Below are 21,230 nucleotides of genomic sequence, written 5' to 3' on the forward strand. Positions count from 1 at the left end.
CACCGAGTGACGGCAGTACGCCGTGGTCCATGTGTCGAGCGACAAGAGGGTGACAGGTAAGTGACTGACGCTCATCGCCAAGACATCGAGTGTGTCCGGCGCCACCCGTGACGTGCCCCGGACGAAAAACCCCACCGAGTCATGTCGATACTGGCCTCCAGGGCAGATTGGGGTGCCTATCAGCCAGTCGTCGCTGGTCCCCGTCGACTCGTCTGGGCACGATGCGAATCCAGCTCCTGAGTGGCTGAGGCCCGAGTCCGCTCTGTGCTTCCAGCCACGAGCTTGACTGTCGAGGTCCATGACAGACCAGCCCTGCGGCGGGAACGCCGACCCATCAAATCCCTCGGCGGCATAGGTCGAGGCTGGAAACGACCAGCATTGGAACTGCGCCGAGTCGTTGGAGCGTCGAAAGTCGGTCTCGTAGTTTGCCCACAGGCTGTAGTCTATCATCGTGTCTCGGGTCGGCGGTGCGGGCAAGGCGATGTGCACCGAGACCGTGTCACCGATCGTAATTGGCTGGACAAGCGTGGACTCACGCGTGAGTCCCAAGGATGCGCACGCCCAAAGCATCCCCGATGCATACGGGCCCTTGTTGGTGAGCGTCAGCGACGCGGTGTCTGCTCCACGAGCAGCCACTGGGTACGTCAGCAACTCGGCGCGTAGCGCCTGGATGTCGGTTTCGCCGGGCAATACGTACTCGATGCGCAGGCACGGCGGGCTGTCACTGTCGTATCCGTCCGCCGATGCACTGTAGTTGGGTCCGTCTGGGTAATGGATGCCTAGGGATGCCCAGCCCGCGTGGCGGCACGAGTCAAGAAGAGAAAACGCCGCCGTGTCGAACGGCACCGAGTTCCAGCTATCTTGCGACTCGTAGACAGGTGTGACGGCGGCGGCGCTGCCAATCTCGGCCATGAGGTCCCCAGCACTCAGAGACTCCGGGTCCCGAATGATCTTGACATCAACCTGTGGTAGTCCCATATGATGCGACTGCTGGCAGTAGTCCAACTCCGCGGACACAATGAGGCAGGTGTTCGGCAGCGAATCCAGATTGAACTTCAGGAAGGCTTGGTACCAATAGGCATAGTGTTCCAAGAAATCGAAGCCATATCGTAGGTAGCCATTGCCCTTGTAGTACGCGCTCCCGCCCTGATCGTCGAGATACAGCGTTGCATTGCCGGTGATTGTCGGGTAGATGTCCAGTTCTCGGGCGCCTGCCTCCAATGCTAGGCCTGCCAATACGCAACACAAGAGCAATGCCTTGATAGGCGGCCTTCTCTGCTTGACAATCAGGCTGATACTTCGACCTCCGGTCAGTCACCAAGTCTAGGTCTCGACCGGCCCGATGTCAATGCGTGTGCGAGACCCTGAATCCGACACAGAAACTCACCACAAAGGCACAAAGACACAAAGAGGGTGAGGACGGAAATCGGCTCTGTCTGCTTGGTGCTCTTGGTGTCTTGGTGGTTCAATATCGGGTTTGGGGCGGGAGTACGGCCCGAGTTGACACGGGGCAGGTGGCATCTATGATTCGCCAGACACGATGAACCACGAGCCAGCGCCGGTGAGCGATCCGCTGATTCCGAAGCACGGCGGTTACCGGAAGCGGAGAGTTCGTTCATCGTTGATCGTCTATCGTTGAGGAGGCAGGGCAATGGCGACGTTCAGGACGTACGAAGAGATTGGGGCTTGGCAGCAGGCCCGGGAGCCGGGCTGGTGAGAGTCCGGCAGGGACGGGCACGGACGTACACACACGAGCACGGACGCGGTGAATGAGAGGCGGACCATTACCGGCGAGCCACTGATTCCGAAGCATGGCGGATATCGGAAGCTGAGGAGCTTCCAGGTCGCGCAGCTTGTGTATGATGTGACGGTCAGGTTCTGCGACCGCTACGTAGACAAGCGTTCCCGCACGCATGACCAGATGGTACAGGCGGCGCGTTCGGGCGTGCAGAACATCGCCGAAGGCAGCCTTGCTTCCGGCACATCCAAGAAGACGGAGCTGAAGCTGACGAACGTGGCGCGGGCCAGCCTTGAGGAACTGCGCCTGGACTACGAGGACTTCCTGAGACAGAGGGAGCTGGAGCAGTGGGAGCCAAGCCAACCCGCACTGGTGCGGTTCAAGGCGAGGCGGGTTGCCTCGATGGAGGAGTTTGCGGCGTGGGTGGGGCAAGAGCAGTCACAGACGAACACGGACGGACAAGGATGGACACGGACAAAGGACAAGTCCGTGAAGGTCCGTGGTGGTCAGTGGCGGTCGGCCGAGCTGGCGGCCAACGGCGCGCTTTCGCTACTCAACGTCTGCTGCCATCTGCTCGACCGGCAGCTTGCGGCACAGGCGTCTACCTTTGAGAGGGAGGGCGGTTTTACGGAGAGGCTATACCGGGTGCGAACTGAGAAGAGGAGCAGTAGCTAGATGATGATTCTTTCCAATTGCGAGGGCGGAGTAGGCATGAAGGCCGCGCGGGAGATTCTGGAGCGCGGCGGAACGGCCCTGGATGCGGTCGAGGCTGGAATCCGTGAGGTCGAAGCGGACGTGAGCGTTGATTCGGTCGGTCGCGGCGGAGCGCCGGACCTGCTCGGCGTCGTGAGTTGCGACGCGGCGGTGATGGACGGCGCGACCGGTCGGGCCGGCGCGGTCGGTAACCTGCGGTATTTCCTGCACGCGGTGTCGGTTGCGCGGCAGGTGATGGAGCGCCTCCCGCACGTGTTCCTGGTGAGCGAGGGCGCGGAGCGATTCGCCAAGGAGATCGGCGCGGAGCGAGCTGAGATGCTGACCGAAGACGCGCGGACCAGGTACGAGCTTTGGATGAAGGAGCATGCGCCTGCTGCTGAGATTCGCGTAGGTAATGGGCCGTGCGTGCCACCCTCACCCTTCCCTCCCCCTCAAGGGGGAGGGAATAGAAGGGAGGGGGTCGAGTGCAACCTGTCCGGGGAAGAGCTGGTGCGGCTTGCTTGGGAGTCGAGCCGCGACAAGACGGCAGGCGGAACCGTAGTGTACCTGTGCCTGGATAGAGAAGGCAACATCGCTGCAGGCACAAGCACGTCGGGCTGGGCGCAGTGCTACCCTGGTAGGCTGGGTGATTCGCCAGTCATCGGTGCCGGGCTGTACGCCGACAAACGCTACGGCGCCTGCGGGTGCACTCACGTGGGAGAGATGACCATCCGCGCCTGTACCGCGCGATCGGTGGTGCAGTACATGAAGGCAGGCGCCGGCGTGCGCGAGGCGTGTCTGGAGGCCGTGCGCGACCTGCGGGCGCTCAAGGGCGGGTATCTGGGGCCGGTCATCATCCATGCGATTGACCACCACGGGGAGTCGTGCGTGGTTAGCACGGGACCGGTCGTCAAAGGACTGGATTACTTCCAGTGGAGCGGTGGCGGCGGGGAAGTTGAACAGCAGCGGGCCGAGATAGCCGTCACATTTTAGATTTTAGATTGATGATTCTAGATTGAGGAGGGACGATGGACGAGCGGGAGTTCAAACGGAGGACGAAGGAACTTGGACTCGCCGTGATACGGCTCGTAGAGGCGCTGCCGAGAAGTCGGACTGCGGACGTGGTCAGCCGGCAGTTGCTGCGTTCCGCAACGTCAGTTGGCGCCAACTATCGTGCGGCCTGCAGAGGTCGGTCGGTAGCCGACGTTGTCGCCAAGCTCGGAATCGTTCTGGAAGAGTCCGACGAGACCATCTATTGGTTGGAGTTGCTAGTGGAGAGTGGGACAGTGCCCGCGAGCAAAGTCGCGGATCTGGTCAGCGAGGCCGATGAGCTGGTGGCAATGACGGTGGCGTCAATCAAGACGCTTAGGTCCCGCGTTCGGCAAATCTAAAATCTAAAATCAGCAATCTAGAATCGGTTGGCCTTGACTTGCGGTGGGTCGGCAATATCCTAGACCCGTGATTTGCATCTATGAAGGCGATGGCCTTGACCGGCTGTCGCCGACCTGCGATTTGCGGGCTGCATTCGACCTGCGCTGCGGGAGATTCACGCTGCTGGAGAAGCTGCGCCGCCTATACCCGGCTCAGCCCATGCTCCTTTGGGTGCGTGACGAGGTCGCAGGCATCACTGCCGAAGCGTATCCGGACTGCCGAGTCAATTCCAGACCGGACACTGAAGCCACGAAGACACGAAGGACACGAAACGAGTCGGGGTGTCTATTTTTGTCTGCTACGTGCATTCTCGATGACGCGGTGCCGACCAAGGGGCCGGAGGCGGTGTTGATGGCAGGTGACGAAGTGGTTGGCTTCCGAGTGAGCGAGGAGCGAGCGGCCGAACTAGAATCAGTGCGGGGCCTGCGCGCCGACCTGGCCGAAGAACAGGTGAAGGCGCGGGTGGTGAGGTGGCCGTGGGACGTGATTGAGTACAACGCGGCGGAGCTTCTCAGAGAGGTCGAAGTCAGAAGCGAGAAGCTGGATGCTGGAAGTCAGAAGTCAGACGAAGGGCGAATCGAGCCGGGCGCGGCAGTAGTCGGTGACCGGAAGAAGCTGCACATGGAGCCGGGGAGCCGTGTGTGGCCGGGCACAGTTATCAGCACTGAGACGGGGCCGGTGTTCATTGACCGGGATGCAGTCGTCAGGCCGGGCAGCTTCGTCGAGGGACCGTGCTACATAGGGCCGGGAACTCTGATTGACGGCGCCAAGGTTCGGCCGGGTTGCAGTTTCGGGCCGCAGTGTCGCATCGGCGGCGAGGTCGAGGCGAGCATTTTCCAGGGCCACGCCAACAAGCACCACGACGGGTTCATCGGTCACGCCTTTGTCGGCGAGTGGGCGAACCTGGGGGCAATGACGACGAACTCGGACCTGAAGAATGCGTACCAGCCGGTCGAAGTGATGTGGCAGGGGAAGACAATAGACACCGGTCTGCTCAAAGTAGGCTGCTTCATCGGCGACCACGCCAAGACGGCGATAGGCACGCTCATCAATACCGGTACGCGTATCGGCACATTCGCCAACTGGTTCGAACCGGGGCTTTCGCCCAAGGAGATTACGCCGTTTGCCTGGGGCAGCAAGACGCACTGGCCGCTCGGCCACGTCATTTCCAACGCCCGCAAGGTGATGTCGCGACGCAGAGTGGAACTGAGCCCGGCCTATGAGCAGGCGCTGCGGGCGCTGTATGCAAGATGCGCGGGGAAAACGGGGACAGTCCCACGAAGCGCGAGGACGCGCGGTACAGTCCCCGTTTTCCCAGAGCATGGTGCGTAGAGCGTAATGCCGTTCGATTTCGGCATCGACATCGGCGGCACCAACACGAAAATCGGGCTGGTTGACGGCGCGGGCCGGGTCAAGGCACGGCGCGTTCTTGCGACGCGGGCCACGTCCGGACCCGGACCGGCGCTGAAGCGCGTCGCCGCGGTAGTCGAAGAGCTGCGGCGGCGGCGCAAGGTGGCCTCGGTCGGCATCGGGATTGCGGGGCTGGTTGATCACACGGCCGGTATCGTCCGGGTTCCGCCGAACCTGCCGGGCTGGAGCGGTACCGCGGTGAAGCGGGATCTGGAGGGTCTCATCGGCCTGCCGGTGTACTGTGCCAACGATGCGAACGTGGTGGCGTTGGGAGAGTGGTTGTGTGGCGCGGGGCGGGGCTGCAGGCATCTGCTCTGCGTGACGCTCGGCACCGGCGTCGGCGGTGGGATAATCGCGGACGGCCGGTTGCTGACCGGCGCCAATGACGCGGCCGGAGAAATCGGTCACGCCGCTATCTTCGCGGACGGGCTGCCGTGCGAGTGTGGTCACAACGGCTGCGTCGAGCGCTACATCGGGGCGCGCTACGTGGAGGACCGGGCCCGGAAGCGCGTGCGGGCGCAGCAGAAGCGGCTCAAGGACCACAAGAACCAGACCTCGCTTTTCCCCGGCGCGAAGTCCGAAGGCCCCAGCCTGATGCTGGAGCTGGCCCGAGGCGAGACGGCCGGGATTACGATGCGTGAAATCGGCCGGGCCGCGCGCGCCGGCGACAGTCTGGCCCTGAAGCTGGTCGGGGAAGTCGGCGACTATCTGGGGACGGCGCTGGCCAACGCCGTGGAGCTGCTGGACCCGGAGAGGATAGTCATCGGCGGCGGCGTGAGCCGTATCGGCCGGCCTCTACTCGATGCGGTGCGAAAGTCGGTGTTCCGCCGGACACAGGCGCTGCCGGGCAGACGGCTGGATGTAGTTTTCTCTGAACTTGGGATAGACGCGGGGATTGTCGGGGCGAGCAGACTAAGAACGATTTTGGATTCTGGATTCTAGATTTCAGATTGCGGAAGCGCTAGCGGGTCAGACTTTCTCCATCAGGTAGTGCCAGAATCCGGGCGCGGCGATGGGCCTTTCCATGATGAAGCTGCCGTCCTGGATGAACGGCCGGAACTCCTGGGCGTAGTACAGCCGGCGCTGCGCCGTATTGTTGCCGTACCACTGCTTACCCTGTTTCAGGATGCGATGGAGGGTCGCGTCGTAGTTCCCTTCCATCGTGCGAAAGCCGTTGTTCAGGAGTGTCACGAGCATCGCGACGTGACGCGGGTAGGCGACGACCGACTTGGCCTGGTTCTTGCGGGCGAGCGCCATCACCATCTCAACCATGAACAGAGAGTAGTTCTGTCCGCGGTACTTGGGGTGCATGTAGGCGCGGGTCAGTTCCCAGCGTTTCATGTCCCGGCCCTCGGCGTCGTGCCAGCGCGGGTCGATCCGGTCGTAGCCCATGTAATCGTCGCCGGACTCGTTGTTGCCGATGAAAATCTCCAGGATGTCTTCGCCGGTGACCGCGTCGTTGTGGCGCCGGATTGAGAACCAGTGGTCCTCGATCTTTATCTCGGGCTTGGGGGCGATAATCTTGCCTTCGGGTTTGGACTTGATGAAATGCACCATCTGGTCATAGGTGCGACAGGGAATCATGTCGGCGAGCATGGTGACCCAGCTCATCACCGTCTTGCGGTCAATCATGGCGTTTGCGCCTTCCCGCCGGATAGCAGCTTCTGCAGGTCGGCCTCGTTGTCGACGAGGACCTTGCGGGATTTCGACCCGACGTAAGGGCCGACCACGCCGGCCTGTTCGAGTTGGTCAATTATCCGGCCGGCACGCGCCCAGCCGATGTCAAGACGTCGCTGTAACATTGAAACTGATGCCTCTCTATGTCGTACCACGATTTGCGCGGCCTCGGCGAACTTCTCATCGCGCTCGCGGTCTTCTTCCTGTGCCCGGCTCCGCTCGGCTTGAACCTGCGGGCTCTCTTCAGGCAGTGTCTCATAGTATTTCCTGGACATGAGATTGTCAACAACTTCTTCGGGCAGAATCGTGCGCATGTCGTCGAGCTTGCGGCGGACCCCGGACTTTTCCCGGTCGTAGAGCAGGTCGACGACGTCGGCTTCGACCATCCTGCGCGCGCACTCGGCCGGGTTCTCGACGAGGCCGGCGAGCAATTCGGCAAGGTAGGTGCGGGCCCAGAGGTCGACGATGCGCTTGGCCGCCCGGTCCGACACGAACGAGCCGTGGAGCCGCGTGGGTTCACCCTTGCCCGGCGGCAGGAAGAGCATGTCGCCCCTGCCCAGCAGCGACTCGGCGCCGTTCATGTCGAGAATCGTGCGCGAGTCGGTCTTGGACGCGACCTGGAATGCCGTGCGGCAGGGGAAATTCGCCTTGATGAGACCGGTAATGACGTCGACCGAAGGCCGCTGGGTCGCGAGCACGAGGTGGATGCCGACGGCGCGTGACATCTGGGCGAGGCGGGTGATGCGCATCTCGATTTCGTTCGGCGCGCGGAGCATCAGGTCGGCCAGTTCGTCGATGATGACGACGATGTAGGGCTTGCGCTCGAACCCTTCCTGCTCGGCCCGCTCGTTGTAGCCGACGATGTCGCGCACGCCGAGGTTCGCGAACTCGCCGTAGCGCGCCTCCATGATTTCCACAACCCGGCCGAGCTCCTTGACCGCTTTGTCCGGGTCGATGGTGGTGGTGCCGAGCAGATGCGGAATCGGATTGTAGACCGGCAGCTCGAGCTGCTTGGGGTCGATGGTCAGGAAGCGGACGTAGTCCGGCCCGGACCGGTAGATGATTGACGCCATCAGGGAGTTGATGCAGACCGACTTGCCCGACCCGGTGGTGCCGGCGATGAGGATGTGCGGCATCGTGCGCAGGTCGGCGCTGTACGGCTCGCCGGTGATGGTCGTGCCGAGGGCGAACCCGAGCGGCGACTTCACGTCGCGGAACGGTTCGCTGGTCAGTACCTCGCGCAGGTACACGGTGCGGCGTTCCTTGTTCGGCACCTCGATGCCCACGGCGTTCTTGCCGGGAATGGGCGCGAGTATCCGGATGCGCTCGGCGGCGAGCGCGAGCGAGATGTCGTCCTGGCGGCTGGATATCGACTGGATCTTGACGCCGGGCGCGGGCTCCATCTCGAACCGGGTGATCATCGGGCCGGACTGGATGTCCGAGATGCGGCCCTCGATGCCGAACTGCTTCAGCTTGTCGATCAGCACCAGGGCTTCGGCCTCGGACTCCTTCCGGTCCTTGAATACGTGGTCCTTCTCGCCCGGCTGGTCGAGCGCATCGAGGAATTGCTTCTGGAAGTCACTGAGGTTGTATTTCAGGGGTTGGTGCCGCCGCGGCGGCTCACGCTGGATTTCCGATTTGCGATTGACGATTGGCGATTGGTCTTCCTCAGGTTCCGACGCATCGTCTGCGTCTGACTGGTCCGACTCGTCGGACGCGACCGACACCGGTTCGGCTGCAGGCCGCGTCCCGGGGCTCGGGGCTTGCGGCTTGAGGCCGGTGGCTTCAGCCGCTGCTGCCTGCTTGTCGAGACTCGGGGCGGCAATCAAGGGCTTCGGTTCAGGCTCTCGTTTGGGTCGGGCGAAGAGCGCCGCGAAGAGCCGGCGCAGCCAACCGAGCTCCGGCACCCGCAGTTTCGTGAACAGCGCGAGGACCATCAGGAACGTGCCGAGGAGCAGAATCAGGGATCCGGCCGGGCCAATGAGTTTCTCGAGTCCGTGGACGATAATCAGGCCCACCTTTCCGCCGAGTGGGTACAACGCCGACTGCGGCGGCGGGCCGGGCAGGGACCAGCGCCCTCCGAAGTAGGCGAGGAAGAGGTCGAGGTAGAGGCCGAGCAATGCCATGAATCCGACCTGGGTCAGGTCTCTTTCCTCCGTCCGTTTCTCCAGCATGCCCAATCCCAGCGGAACCGTCAAGGCGGCGATCGCGTACGCGCCGAACCCGAGCCAGGTCAGCAGCAGGGCCGCGACCCGGCTGCCGAGGCTGCCGGTTATGTTGCCGGCCATGTGCGTCTGGTAGGAAAACAACCCGACCAGCACGTACAGGCCGACCAACCAGGCCAGTCCGGCGCCCCACGTCCGCCAGCCCTTGCCGCGGCGCAGGTAGAGCAACCCGACCACGACCAGAAGTATCGGTATGAGCAGACTGGTTTTGCCGAACGGCTTGTCGAGGCCCCGGGCCAGCCAGTAGCCGAGCGGGCCGCAGTAGTTCGTGCTCGGCGGCCGGTTGACGAAGTAGTGGCAGACCAGACTCGCGAAGGTGAAGAGAATGACGATTGCCGCGGCGATGATGAGTGCGATACGCGCGCCGCGGTTCGAGGAGCTGCTCGGCGTCGTTCTCTTTGCCATGTCAGGCGATCGGCTGGCCGACGAAGAGTTGACTGAATATCCGCAAGAGCGGACCCATGTAGAGCCACAGGATATTGATGTTGGTGACCTGCCCGAGCAGGATAATGCCGATGAGGATGATGAACCCGTAGCGCTCGATTTGAGCGTAGCCGGCGGCGAGGCTGGGCGGCAGCAGGTGCAAGAGCAGGCGCGAGCCGTCGAGGGGCGGGATTGGTATCAGGTTGAAGAAGCAGAGAATGAGATTGAAGATCACAAAGTAGGCTGTGAGCGTGGCGACAAATCCACCGACGTGGAGCAGTATGAGCCCGCGCAGGATGAGGCCGGCGACCGCAGCGGTGAGTAGATTCGCGGCCGGGCCGGCCAGGCCGGAAATGGCAAGGTCACGCGTCGGGTGACGGAAGTTGCGCGGGTCGATCGGCACCGGCTTGGCCCAGCCGAACCGGAAAAGGAAGAGCGCGATAGTACCGATAGGGTCGAGATGCTTGAGCGGGTTCAGCGTCAGTCGCCCCATCATCTTCGCGGTCGGGTCGCCGAGCCGCCAGGCTACCCAGCCGTGGCTGAACTCGTGGATCGTGAGCCCGAACAGAATCGCGGGCGCGGAGAGAATGATGCCCTGGAAGTCGAACATCAGCCAGCCCTCTGCCGGGCGAGTTTCTGCAGTAGCGCGCGTTCTTCCGACACGGCGCGGATTCTACCGTCCAGACGCGCGAAAAGCAATTCATCCAGAATCTCCCGGTACCTCGGCCCCGGCGCCAATCCCAGACCGCGCAGGTCCGCGCCGGTCGCGGCGATGCGTACCTTGCTGTAATCGTCCAGAAATGCGCGGATGTTCGCGCTCACGGCCTTCGTTTCCAACACAGCCAGAATCTGCAACGCCGGCTCAGGTACGGACCGGAGCGTCCTGTAGACCTCGCTGGGCATCGGCTTGTGCCTGAGCTTGTGCTTGAGCTCCGCAAAGCCCGCCACCGCTTTGGCCGCGTCCCGCTCTTCCTTGCGGATGGGGAAACGTTCGGTCAGCGGCAACACGCTGAGCCAGTAGATGAACAGAAGGGATGAATCGGGAAGGGATGAAGGCGGAACCGCGCCCAGCCGAGCGAACGCGCGCATGAAACCGGCGGGCGGAGTCCAGCGCCAGGCGGCCTCCAGTACCCGTTCGCGGACGAGCATCTTGACCATCGGCACCGCCAGCGGTTCGGCGCAGATGAGCCGTAGTTCATACAGAATCCGTTCCGGTGTGAGAAACGCAGGCAGGCGCTGCTCAATCGCCGCGCGCATCGGCGCGAGCGTGCCCGGCTCAATCTCGAACCCGAGGCGGACGGCGAACCGGATGCACCGGAAGATGCGGGTCGGGTCGTCGATGAAGCTGCGGGCGTGGAGAACTCGAACCTGACGCGATTTCATGTCGGCTCGGCCATCGAAGGGGTCGATGAATGCGCCGAACGAAGCCGGGGTAATCTCCATGGCCATCGCATTGATGGTGAAGTCGCGACGACCGAGGTCACCGACGATGCTCGCGGGCCTGACTGTCGGGAGCACAGCCGGCGTCGCATAGGTCTCGGCCCGGGTCTGGGTGATATCGATATGCACCGGGGTCGGGGATCGGGGATCAGGGGCCGGGGGCAGAATGACGGAGCCGGACAAGAAGCGCGCGTGATAGACAAAGCGGCCGCCAAGCTCCTTGGCGACCGCCGCTCCGAACTCATGCGACTTGTCTTCGACCGCGATGTCGAGGTCCGGCAATTGGACGACGGAGGACGGTCTCCGGTCTCCTGTCTCCTGTCGTTCTCGCGTCTGACCGAGCAACAGGTCACGCACCGGGCCGCCGACAAGGAACGACCGCGTGCCAAGGTGGTGCGCAATCTCACCCAGCCGTTCGAGCAGGCTACGCTGCCCACTCGGGACCCGATCCGAAATCGCCGAGCCGATTTCGGTCATGTCCCGCGTGGCGAGGAAACCGGACTTTGTCCTTTGGACCTTGTCCTTCGTACTTGCGCGCTGCAAGCGCTGCTCAGAATCCCATGCTGCGGGCGATGTCTTCTTCTTTGCCGTGGAGCTTTATCTTCCCGAAGCGGTCTTCGTACTTCTTGATGTTGTCGGACAGGGCATTGTGCAACAGGGTGGCGTGCTGCGGGGTCATCACGATGCGTGAGAACACCTTGGCCTTGGGCAGGCCGGGCAGGATGCGGGCAAAGTCGATGATGAACTCGGACGCCGAATGGGCGATGAGGACGAAATTCGAATAGACGCCCTCGGATTCCTTCTCTCCTATCTCAATCTGGACCGGCGGTCCCTGCTGTGCTGGACGATTCTCTTCCTGAGGCATGATGACTCCTTTGGCGGACATTCTAGAGGCAGAGGCAGGAGAGTCAAGGCGAGGGCCGGCAGACCCAGGCGATGCTGGAGGCGAGCAGCGAGAGTGCAGAGCGCAGAACTCCGGATGCTCCAGCTTCTGCCTTCGCCCGACCCGCGATTGCGTTCCGTCTTGACAACGGGGCACAGGATGGTATAACTCAAGTCCGATGCGGGATGACGGGGACTGCACCGCGCCCCGTCAGACTCAGGCGCTCCGTCGCTCTGTCCCCGGCTTTTCCCACTCGGACCGCAAACCCCAAGGAGGTAAGGGATGAACAAACTCGCGGTATCGCTTGTATGTTTGACGTTGGCCGGAATCGTCGTGGGCCAGTCCTGGCAGACCGGGCCTACAGCGCCGTTTCCATACGGTCGTTTCGACGGCGAGTACTTCCCGGGCACGGCCAGAGTCTACTTTCCCGGCGGCCGCCTCGGCTACTCCACGACGTCCGGCGAGGTCTACAGCTACACGCCCGCGACCGGAGTTTATGCCGACGACAGTGTGAGCATGCCTGTGCCGGTATCCAACTACGATGTCTGTCTCCTGCGCGACAACCATGACGTGCTCAACGGCGATACGTTCGGTCTCTACATCGTTGGCGGCCGCCGCGACAGCTATCCCAACTACGTTGACTCGCTTCAGGTTTACTACCCCGTGAGCAATACTGCCGTCATGCTCTCCACCGACCAGTTCCCGGGGCGTTGTGACAGCTGGATAACCGTTGCCCAATCTTCCATCGTGTACGACAACGTCATCTACACTGTCGGAGGGTTCAGCGATTCCGCTTCCAAGACATCGGGTCAGACCTGGTCCTTCAACCCGCTCGCTTCGGCCGGTTCGCGCTGGTCGCAGCTCAAGGACATGCCGCTGGCTCGGGCGTACCCGATTGTCGCGACGGTCGACTCATTCCTCTACGTCTGCGGCGGCGACACTTGGTCGACCTCAATGCTGTATCCGCGTTCCGAGTGCCAACGGCTTAACCTCAACGACACATCAGCCGGCTGGACCATGGTTGCCAGGATGCCCGATTCGAACTCCCAGGTGCGGGCCTTCGGATTCAACTCCAACGACCCGAGCGGCTTCGCGGGCGACATCATCGTTGCCGGGCGCGGGATGTGGCCCTACGAGTCGTCTAACTGCTACATCTATCACACGGCGACCGACACGTGGGATACGTTCCCCAGACTCAACCAGCGCCGCCGCAACTACGCCGGCGTGTTCATCCCGGCAGCGGCGGGCGGCACGGGCGTTCCCGGCATCTGGGTGTTTGGCGGACGCCAGGACCTGGACACGAGCTACTTGACGATCAGCGAGTACTGCGGCTTGAACATCCCCACCCATGATGTGGGAGCAACCCAGATACTTGCGCCCCGCGATACGGTTGACTCCGGCGCAACGGTCACGCCGCGGGCCGTGGTCCACAACTTCGGTTCATCGGGAGAAACGCTTGACGTCCGGCTCGTCATCGGCAGCGGCTACGCCGATACCGTGTCGCTCACGCTCGCGCCCGGCGCGATTGATACGGCCGAATTTGCGGACTGGACTGCGCTCGATCTCGGCACGTTTGCGGTGACCTGTTCCACGATGTTATCAGGTGACCTCGACACGGCCAACGACGCGGCCCGCGGCTCGGTCTTCGTCAGCCCGTTCACCGGCATCGCCGACCGGAGCAGACTACCCGGAGTTTTCTCGCTGGACAGGGTCGCACCGTGCCCGTCCGTGGACCGGGCAGTTCTCCGCTTCGGCGTCCCGCGCCAGACACCGGCGACGCTGAGAATCTACTCCGCAGCCGGTACGGTAATACGGACGATCTGCAGTTCGCGGCTGGCTCCGGGCCGCTACTCGTTCGTTTGGGATGGCCGGGACGGCAACGGCCGCATCGCCGGGGCCGGTATCTACCTGGCGCGGTTCGAGGCCGGTGGCTTCACCGCCACGCGCAAGCTTGTTCTGCAAAGGTAAAGAAACATGTCGTCACGCTACCGACCTCAAGTTGTCAGCACCGTTGACGTCACCAAGTCGGGAGGTAAGATGAGAGCAACCAGCAGTAGAGCACACAGGCTGGCCGTGTGCGTGGCCGTCGCGGCGTGCATTGGAACCGCTTCAGCGGATTGGGTCACGACCACGGTGCCAGTAGGGAATACGCCTTGGGCCGGAGCCGTGAACCCGGTGACCAACAGAACCTACGTCGCCAACTTCAACAGCAACAACGTGGCAGTGATCGACGGCGCGACCTACAACGTGACACTGGTAGGCGTCGGTTCGAACCCCGCTGCCGTGGCGGTGAACCCGGTTACAGACAAGATCTATGTTGCGAACTCGGCGAGCGGCACGGTTACGGTGATTCAGGGCGGGACCAACGATACACTGCAGGTTACCGTTGGCCTGAGACCCAATGCGGTGGCGGTGAACGCCGTGACCGACAAGGTTTACGTTACCAACAGCGGCAGTGATGACGTGACCGTCATTGACGGCGCGACCAACGTCACGACCACCGTGCCCGCGGACTCCAGTCCCTGCGCCGTAGCCGTGAACCCGGTCACGAACAGAATCTACGTGACCAACTACAACAGCGCCGACGTTACGGTCATCAACGGCGCAACCAACGACACAGCGCTCGTACCCGTCGGTCTGCTGCCCAATGCCGTGGCGGCAGACGTGGTCACCAACAAGGTTTACGTCACCAACAGCGCAGGCAACAGCGTGACCGTTGTTGACGGCGCGACCAATGGCACGGCCACCGTACCGGCAGGAATCACACCCTATGCGGTGGCCGTGAATCCTGTCACTAACAAGGTCTACGTCGCGAACTACCTAAGCAACAGCGTCACGGTCATCGACGGTGTGACGAACGACACGGCCTTGGTCGCCACGGACTCAAGCCCCTGGGCCGTCGCGGTCAATCCGGCCACCAACAAGGTCTACGTTGCGAACTGGCACGGGGATAGTGTGACTGTAATCGACGGCGCGACGAACCGCACGGAGGCATTGGCCGTCGGGACAGGTCCTTTCGCCGTCGTCGTGAATCCGGTCACCGGCAAGGCCTTCGTGCTGAACTACCACAGCAACGATGTGACGGTCATCGACGGCGCGAGCAACGACACCGCCTCGGTGTGCGGCGGTGCGTCCCCGAAAGCCGTGGCGGTGAACCCGGTTACCGACAAGATTTACGTCGCGAACTATGGCAGCGGCAATGTGTCGGTGATTGACGGCGCGTCCGGCGACACCGCCACCGTGGTCGCCGGCACGGGCCCCATTGCCGTGGCGGTGAACCCGGTCACCGACAAGATCTACGTCGCGAACTACGGCAGCGGTAATGTGTCGGTGATTGACGGCCCGACCAATGACACCGCTACGGTGACCACCGGTGCAAACCCCGATGCTGTGGCGGTGAATCCGGTCACCAACAAGGTATACGTTGCGAACGGCGGCAGCAACAACGTCACCGTGGTCGACGGTGTGACCAACGCCACAACCAACGTGGCCGTCGGTTCGTGGCCCGCTGCCGTGGCGGTGAACCCGGTCACCAGCAAGATCTACGTCGCGGACGAGACCAGCCGCAGAGTGACAATCATCGACGGTGCCACCAATGACACAAGCAGTGTCGCCGCGGGTTTGTATCCCTATGCCCTCGCGGTGAACCCGGTCGCCAACAAGATCTACGTCGCGAACTACGCCGGCAACAACGTGACCGTGATCGACGGCGTGACCAACGTTACATCCACTTTGGCCGTCGGCACGAACCCCGATGCCGTAGCAGTGAACCCGGTCACCAACCGGATATACGTCGCGAACGACGGCAGCAACAACGTGACCGTGATTGACGGCGCGACCGACACCATGGCTACGGTTCCCGCCGGCACAGAACCATTTGCGGTGGCGGTGAATACGATTACCAACAAGGTCTACGTCGCGAACAACGGTGACAGCAGCGTAACAATGATCGACGCTGCCACCAACTCCGCGACCACGGTGGCCGTCGGCCCGGAGCCCATCGCGGTCGCGGTGAACCCGGTAACCGGCAGAATCTACGTCGCGAACAACGGGGACAGCAGCGTGACAGTGATAGCGGATGCGCCGGTGAACGACACGAAAGTGCGCGCGGCATTCAATCCGCTGCCGGGGGATACGACTTCGTTCAATCGTCCGACGCTTACCGGCAAGGCAGTGAATCGCTCGTCGCCCGCCGGGACTGCGATGATGGGCGTGTGCAACCGGCTGGGCACGGCTCAGAGGGCGTGGAGCTGGGCGAACGTCACCAGCGGTGCGGGAACCGACTCTATCATGTGGTCCTACAACTGGGGCACCGACTCCCTGATTCCAGGCGAGAACTTCATCTGCTGCGTGCCGCTCGAGGCCCAGGCCGCGACTCCGAACGACCTCGGGTTGGGCTCGCCGTTCGCCGGTAACATTGAGGTCTACCCGGTGTATCGTGTCGGACTCGCGCCCGGACTTGCGGGAACGATAAGTACCAGGCTCCAAGCGGCGAAGCTGCCGACCATCGTCCGCGGCGTGCTGTTGACAGGAGACCGGGGACAGAAGACAGGAGACCGGACGGAACTGCTCGACGCAGCCGGGCGGAAGGTAATGGACCTTCATCAAGGCGCGAATGACGTGAGCCGCCTCGCGCCGGGGGTGTACTTCATCCGTCAGGCGTCGAGCGTGAGGCGTCAAGCGTCTAGCGTCACGAAGGTCGTGCTGGCGAAGTAGTTGGCAACCATGAGAGCGCCTGTGTTGATATTCTGCCTGTGCATTCTGCTGGCAGGTGTGGCGAGAGCTGATTCGCTCTACTTCCGGCGCATTGGCAGATTGGGCGCCGGGACAACAGAGGACGTAGCCGTAGCCGGGCAGTACGCCTATGTCGCTGGGGATTTCGGCGGGTACGATGGCTTGCATGTCATTTCCATAGCCGACCCGCACAATCCCGTCGAAGTTGGTCGGTGTTCCACGCTATCTGGGTCGCGCTGTGTCGCTGTGAGTGGCATGTATGCATACTATGGAGAGGACACAGCCGGTCTACGGGTCATCTCTGTTTCCGATCCCACACACCCGGTCGAAGTCGGACGTTGCAGCTCTCTTCATTGGCCTTTCTCCGTAGCGGTCAGAGGGGACTACGCCTACGTGCTCGATACGGCCGGTCTCGGTGTCACCTTGATCAGCGACCCGTCGCATCCGGCCGTGGTTGGGCGCTGCAGCGGGCCACCGGGACCGATGGCGGCGCCGCGGTGTGTCAGGGTCGTCGGAGATTGCGCCTACACGGTGTATGATTATGCGGGCGGGCTGCGCGTTGTCTCAGTCGCTGACCCGACGCATCCGGTTGAGGTCGGACACTGGCCACTTGGCCGGGCCTGGGGTCTTGCCGTGAACAACGGCCTTGCCTACGTCTCATCCGACCTCACCTTCCTGGTCCTGTCTGTATCCGACCCGACAAATCCGGTCGAGGTCGGACGACTCGATTCTGTGGGAGCGCCGACGGCGATGTCGTTGACCCACGGTTATGTCTTCTGCTCGAACGAAGGGGGAGTTGGATTACAGGCTATTTCAGTAGCGGACCCGGCGCATCCGGCCTATGTGGGCTACTTTGGGGGCTCTTTCAGCATGTCCGCTGCCGCTGACGGGGACTATGTCTATGATGGCGATGACGGGCTGACCATATATCAATTCTACCAACTTGGCGACCTTGACATCGACAACGACTCGCTCGATGTCGTAGCCGACACGCTTCGACTGCGGTATCCGTTATCCGGTGTCCGCACGACGGGCAGCCAGTGTGCCATCGGCGCGTTCGTCCTGGCAAACACCAGCGCGTCATACAACCCGGACTCGATCGATGGCCCGAGTGTGTCCCCCGTAGATTCCATACGCTTCACTTGCTCGCTTGCCGGCCCGGGCGGGACCATCGACAGCATCCTTGTTCCCAACTTGCCTACGTTTCTTGCTCAAGGCCAGACCGTGGTCTGCACCTTGGCAGCATACATGCCGTTGAATCTTAGAGACGGTGACTACACAGGCTCACTCCTAATCAGCGGCAAGGACACGGCCGGCCTGCAGGTGTATGAGAGTTGCTACGTGTCGGTCAGGAAGCTGGGCGACATCGACGTGGACAACGACTCGCTGGATGTTGTCGCCGACACAGTACGGCTGCGGGAGACGTGCACGCCTTCCCGGTCATTCCGACCGAGCCACGAGGTCGCGAAAGGAGGAATCTCGACCGAGAGTTCCCTCGATTCGCGCCACTCGCTCGCGGTGACGGCAGGATCGCGTCTGGAGAGCGCTCTTGGCGAGTTCGTCCTGGTAAACACGAGTGCCTCTAGTAACCCGGACACGTCCGATGGCCCGAGCCGGTCACCGGTAGACTCATTCGGCTTCTTCGGCAAGCTCACAGGGCCGGGCGGTACTATCGACAGCCTCCTCATCCGAAACCTGCCCGGTTCGCTGGCGCAGGGCCGATCCGTGACCTGCACGCTTGCGGTCTACGTGCCGGATAGTCTTTCCATAGGCGACTACTCCGGCCCGATATTCATGGCGGGGTTTGATTCAATACACTGCCAGATATCAGCGGTAGTTTACGCGCATCTGCACAAGAGCAAGAGGGAAGCACTCGGAGACTTGGACGTTGACCCTGACTCTCTGAACGTGGTGCATGACACCATGAACCTGCACACCCAGCCGGCAGGGCCGGTATATCATCCTTATGCCAAGGCCGAGTTCATGCTCGTCAACACCAGCAGCGCGTACAACCCTGATACTACGGATGGGCCCAGCCGCTCACCGCTCCGACAGGTCAAGGTTGAGGCTGAGGTTGAGGCGCAGAACAGGACCACAAAGTCCCGGTCCGCGTTTCACTCTTCTGACTTCACTCTTCACTCTTCGTCTGCCGCTGACAGCGTCTACGTTCTCAATCTACCGGAGTCGTTGGCGATTGGTCAGGCGGTTCAATGCACGCTGGCACTCGTCTTCCCGGTCGGCGAGTCGCTCGGCAGCCATTCGGGATGGGTCATAGTCAGCGCCATAGACACGCTGGGCTATCAGGTCCGGGACAGCTTCTTCCTCAAGGTGACTGGGCCGCAACCACGGCAGAGCCTCGACTCGCTCCGGGTCGCGCCGATACCGTTCAAGCCGCACACGCACCCGGAGCAGGATGCCATCCACTTCCAGGGGCTGAGTGCGGGGGCCCGGGTGACTATCTACGACAACTCAGGGCAGTCGGTCTGGAGTGCAACCGAACACGGCGACGGCCATCTGGCGTGGGACGCCAAGGTAGCCAGTGGCATTTACGTGTATCTGATCGTCACGGCCGACGGCAAGTCGAGCAAGGTCGGGAAGCTGTCGGTGATCCGTTAGGGGCGACAATGAGAACACCATTACTCGTAATCTCGCTTGGCCTGCTGCTGGTCGGCGCTGCGCCGGCTCTGGATTCTCTCAACGTCCGGCTAGTCGGTCACTGCAGCACGCCCGACGTGGCTCAGGGCGTGGCCGCGATGGCGAGCTATGCCTATGTCGCGGATCTCGATTCCGGACTGCGGGTCATCTCGGTTGCGGACCCGGCGCATCCCACGGAGGTCGGTCACTGCGCCACGCCTGGCCGCGCGTGGCGCGTGGCGGTCAGCGGGTCGTATGCCTACGTCGCGGATCGGCCCGGTGGTTTGTGCGTTATATCGATTGCTGACCCGGTGCACCCGGTCGAAGTAGGGAACTGCGACTCGACGCTCAACGCCGTTGGCGTAGCGGTGAGCGGAGACCACGCCTACCTCGCGGGCGGCGATTCGGGGCTGCGGGTTATCTCGATTACCGACCCTGCTCATCCGGTCGAGGTCGGGTACTTCGACACGCCGGGGAATGCTAATGACGTGGCGGTCGACGGGGACCTTGCCTACGTCGCAGGTGGTGATTCGGGGCTGCGGGTGATTTCGGTCGCCAACCCGGCACATCCGGTGGAGGTCGGATTCTGCGTCACGCTGGGAGAGGGTTTGAGCGTAACCGTCAATGGGGAGTATGCCGACTACTCCGATGGCGGTTCCGGGCTACGGGTCATCTCGGTTGCCGACTCGGCGCATCCGGTGGAGTTGGGACACTGGGGGCCAGGTTACCCGAACTACGTCCGAGCCGCGGCGGTGATAGGGGATTTTGCCTACGCCGCATCCGACATGAGTCCCGTGAGAGTGATTTCGATTGCCGACCCGGCAAACCCTGTCGAGGTAGGATACTACAACAGCGGTGCCTTGGCACTGGGCGTGGCCGTCGCCGGCGACTACGCCTATGCAGCGCTGTCCGCTGGCGGGCTGCTGATATTTCAGTACTACGGCGGCGGAGTAGAGGAAGAGCCCAGCGCAGAACTACGAACTGCGTCACGCATGCCGACAGTCGCACATGGCGCGCTCTTCGTGCCCGAAGCCACAGGCCAAAAGCCGCAGGCCGCAAGCCTGATGGATGCAGCGGGGCGGAAGGTGATGGACCTGCATCCGGGTGCGAATGACGTGCGGGCGCTGGCGCCGGGGGTGTATTTCGTCAGGGGCGAGGGACGAGGGATAGGGGACGAGGGACCTATCCGCAAGGTCGTGGTCACGCGTTAGCTGGAATCCGCCGCAGGATAAGCAGGCCCGGTAGTCGGCCTCGGTCGCCGAAACAGGCGGCTCTTGGGGCTTGGAATCCGGCAGAGCAGGTCACTGATAGCAATCGGTGCGGCTGGGCGAGCCCAAGGTCACATAACTAACCGCAATGTGCCATGTTAGGTACCGTACGGCTCGTCTGATTCGACCTTCCGGGAACCACGGCGGGAACCGTCCCGGGAACGGTTCCCGGGGTGGTTCGGACCGTGGTTCTGGACCCGGTTTCCGGCGCGAGTCTGACCGCGAATTCCATCGCGTCTGGGAGTGTGGTTCGCGGGCAGAATGCCACTGTGACTTGGAAGTTGAGTCGAAGCGCGATTGGTAGAACCTCTGCCACGGCGACTTGGAAGGTCTGTTGCAGGGCCTCTCGCGGTTCGACTTGCGGGTCGGTTTCCGACGCGGTTTGCGAGGTGAGTCGTGCCGCGACCTGCGCGGCGAGTCGCAGAGTTCGATTCCAAACCAGGCGTCGGCCAGTCGGTAGAGGGGAGAGGCAAGGCAGAAGCCGGGGCGCATGAGGCGTCCCGGCTGAATCAACTTAGGGCCAGGCGTTTCGCACAGTGGAACAGGGCAGGTCCCGTTCCTAAGAAGCCGTCACCGGACTAGCGCAGCTTCTTCTTGTGGCGCATCGCCTTGATGCGCTTCTTATACTTGTGGCGCCGGATCTTAGACAGCTTGCGCTTTCGACCACAAGGCAT

At 62.6% G+C, this 21,230-nt stretch carries 15 protein-coding genes; 9 read left to right on the plus strand and 6 right to left on the minus strand.

The annotated features are described in order from the left end of the window. A partial coding sequence (locus VMH22_14405; GenBank protein ID HTW92880.1) for a hypothetical protein occupies window positions 1–1,236 on the minus strand: 1,236 nt, incomplete at its 3' end. A 547-nt stretch (window positions 1,237–1,783) separates the two neighbouring features. Here VMH22_14405 and VMH22_14410 point away from each other — a divergent pair. The 5 genes from VMH22_14410 to VMH22_14430 all read left to right on the plus strand — a co-directional run bounded on the left by VMH22_14410 (window position 1,784) and on the right by VMH22_14430 (window position 6,214). Then, window positions 1,784–2,413 (plus strand): four helix bundle suffix domain-containing protein, encoded by a 630-nt coding sequence (locus tag VMH22_14410; GenBank protein ID HTW92881.1) that lies wholly within the window; start codon window positions 1,784–1,786, stop codon window positions 2,411–2,413. Beyond that, complete coding sequence (locus VMH22_14415; protein ID HTW92882.1) at window positions 2,414–3,424, plus strand: isoaspartyl peptidase/L-asparaginase; 1,011 nt, start codon at window positions 2,414–2,416, stop codon at window positions 3,422–3,424. It abuts the gene before it with no gap. Between the two features lie 35 nt (window positions 3,425–3,459). Next, on the plus strand, window positions 3,460–3,822 hold the full coding sequence (locus tag VMH22_14420; protein HTW92883.1) for a four helix bundle protein: 363 nt from the start codon (window positions 3,460–3,462) through the stop codon (window positions 3,820–3,822). Between the two features lie 67 nt (window positions 3,823–3,889). Next, on the plus strand, window positions 3,890–5,194 hold the full coding sequence (locus VMH22_14425) for a putative sugar nucleotidyl transferase (GenBank protein ID HTW92884.1): 1,305 nt from the start codon (window positions 3,890–3,892) through the stop codon (window positions 5,192–5,194). A 6-nt stretch (window positions 5,195–5,200) separates the two neighbouring features. Further along, entirely contained in the window at window positions 5,201–6,214 is a 1,014-nt protein-coding gene (locus VMH22_14430; GenBank protein ID HTW92885.1) for an ROK family protein, read from the plus strand. Between the two features lie 27 nt (window positions 6,215–6,241). Here the strand turns inward: VMH22_14430 and VMH22_14435 are convergent, their stop codons facing one another. Genes VMH22_14435 through VMH22_14455 form a run of 5 tightly spaced genes read right to left on the minus strand, consistent with a single transcriptional unit; the run spans window position 6,242 to window position 11,923 of the window. Further along, the gene (locus VMH22_14435) at window positions 6,242–6,904 is read right to left on the minus strand and encodes a hypothetical protein (protein HTW92886.1); all 663 of its coding nucleotides are present in this window, start codon (window positions 6,902–6,904) and stop codon (window positions 6,242–6,244) included. Further along, window positions 6,901–9,579, minus strand: a complete 2,679-nt coding sequence (locus tag VMH22_14440) for a DNA translocase FtsK 4TM domain-containing protein (GenBank protein HTW92887.1) — start codon at window positions 9,577–9,579, stop codon at window positions 6,901–6,903. The genes VMH22_14435 and VMH22_14440 overlap by 4 nt, the downstream gene beginning before the upstream one ends. A gap of 1 nt (window position 9,580) precedes the next feature. Further along, the gene (locus tag VMH22_14445; GenBank protein HTW92888.1) at window positions 9,581–10,207 is read right to left on the minus strand and encodes a site-2 protease family protein; all 627 of its coding nucleotides are present in this window, start codon (window positions 10,205–10,207) and stop codon (window positions 9,581–9,583) included. Continuing rightward, window positions 10,207–11,580 carry a hypothetical protein gene (locus VMH22_14450; GenBank protein HTW92889.1) on the minus strand — a complete coding sequence of 458 codons (1,374 nt, stop codon included), beginning with the start codon at window positions 11,578–11,580 and terminating at the stop codon, window positions 10,207–10,209. The genes VMH22_14445 and VMH22_14450 overlap by 1 nt, the downstream gene beginning before the upstream one ends. A 7-nt stretch (window positions 11,581–11,587) precedes the next feature. Beyond that, window positions 11,588–11,923, minus strand: coding sequence for a DUF3467 domain-containing protein (locus tag VMH22_14455; GenBank protein ID HTW92890.1), 336 nt, complete (start codon window positions 11,921–11,923; stop codon window positions 11,588–11,590). A 279-nt stretch (window positions 11,924–12,202) separates the two neighbouring features. Here VMH22_14455 and VMH22_14460 point away from each other — a divergent pair, with 279 nt between their 5' ends. The 4 genes from VMH22_14460 (at window position 12,203) to VMH22_14475 (ending at window position 20,499) form a co-directional block, all read left to right on the plus strand. Beyond that, window positions 12,203–13,888, plus strand: coding sequence for a FlgD immunoglobulin-like domain containing protein (locus tag VMH22_14460; GenBank protein ID HTW92891.1), 1,686 nt, complete (start codon window positions 12,203–12,205; stop codon window positions 13,886–13,888). 69 nt (window positions 13,889–13,957) lie between these two features. Then, window positions 13,958–16,636 (plus strand): YncE family protein, encoded by a 2,679-nt coding sequence (locus VMH22_14465; protein HTW92892.1) that lies wholly within the window; start codon window positions 13,958–13,960, stop codon window positions 16,634–16,636. A gap of 57 nt (window positions 16,637–16,693) precedes the next feature. Next, window positions 16,694–19,270, plus strand: a complete 2,577-nt coding sequence (locus VMH22_14470; protein HTW92893.1) for a hypothetical protein — start codon at window positions 16,694–16,696, stop codon at window positions 19,268–19,270. 8 nt (window positions 19,271–19,278) lie between these two features. Continuing rightward, on the plus strand, window positions 19,279–20,499 hold the full coding sequence (locus VMH22_14475) for a hypothetical protein (protein ID HTW92894.1): 1,221 nt from the start codon (window positions 19,279–19,281) through the stop codon (window positions 20,497–20,499). Window positions 20,500–21,230: the final 731 nt, after the last annotated feature.

The sequence above is a fragment of the bacterium genome (genome assembly GCA_035505375.1).
Taxonomy (GTDB): domain Bacteria; phylum Hydrothermota; class Tepidihabitantia; order Tepidihabitantales; family Tepidihabitantaceae; genus UBA2258.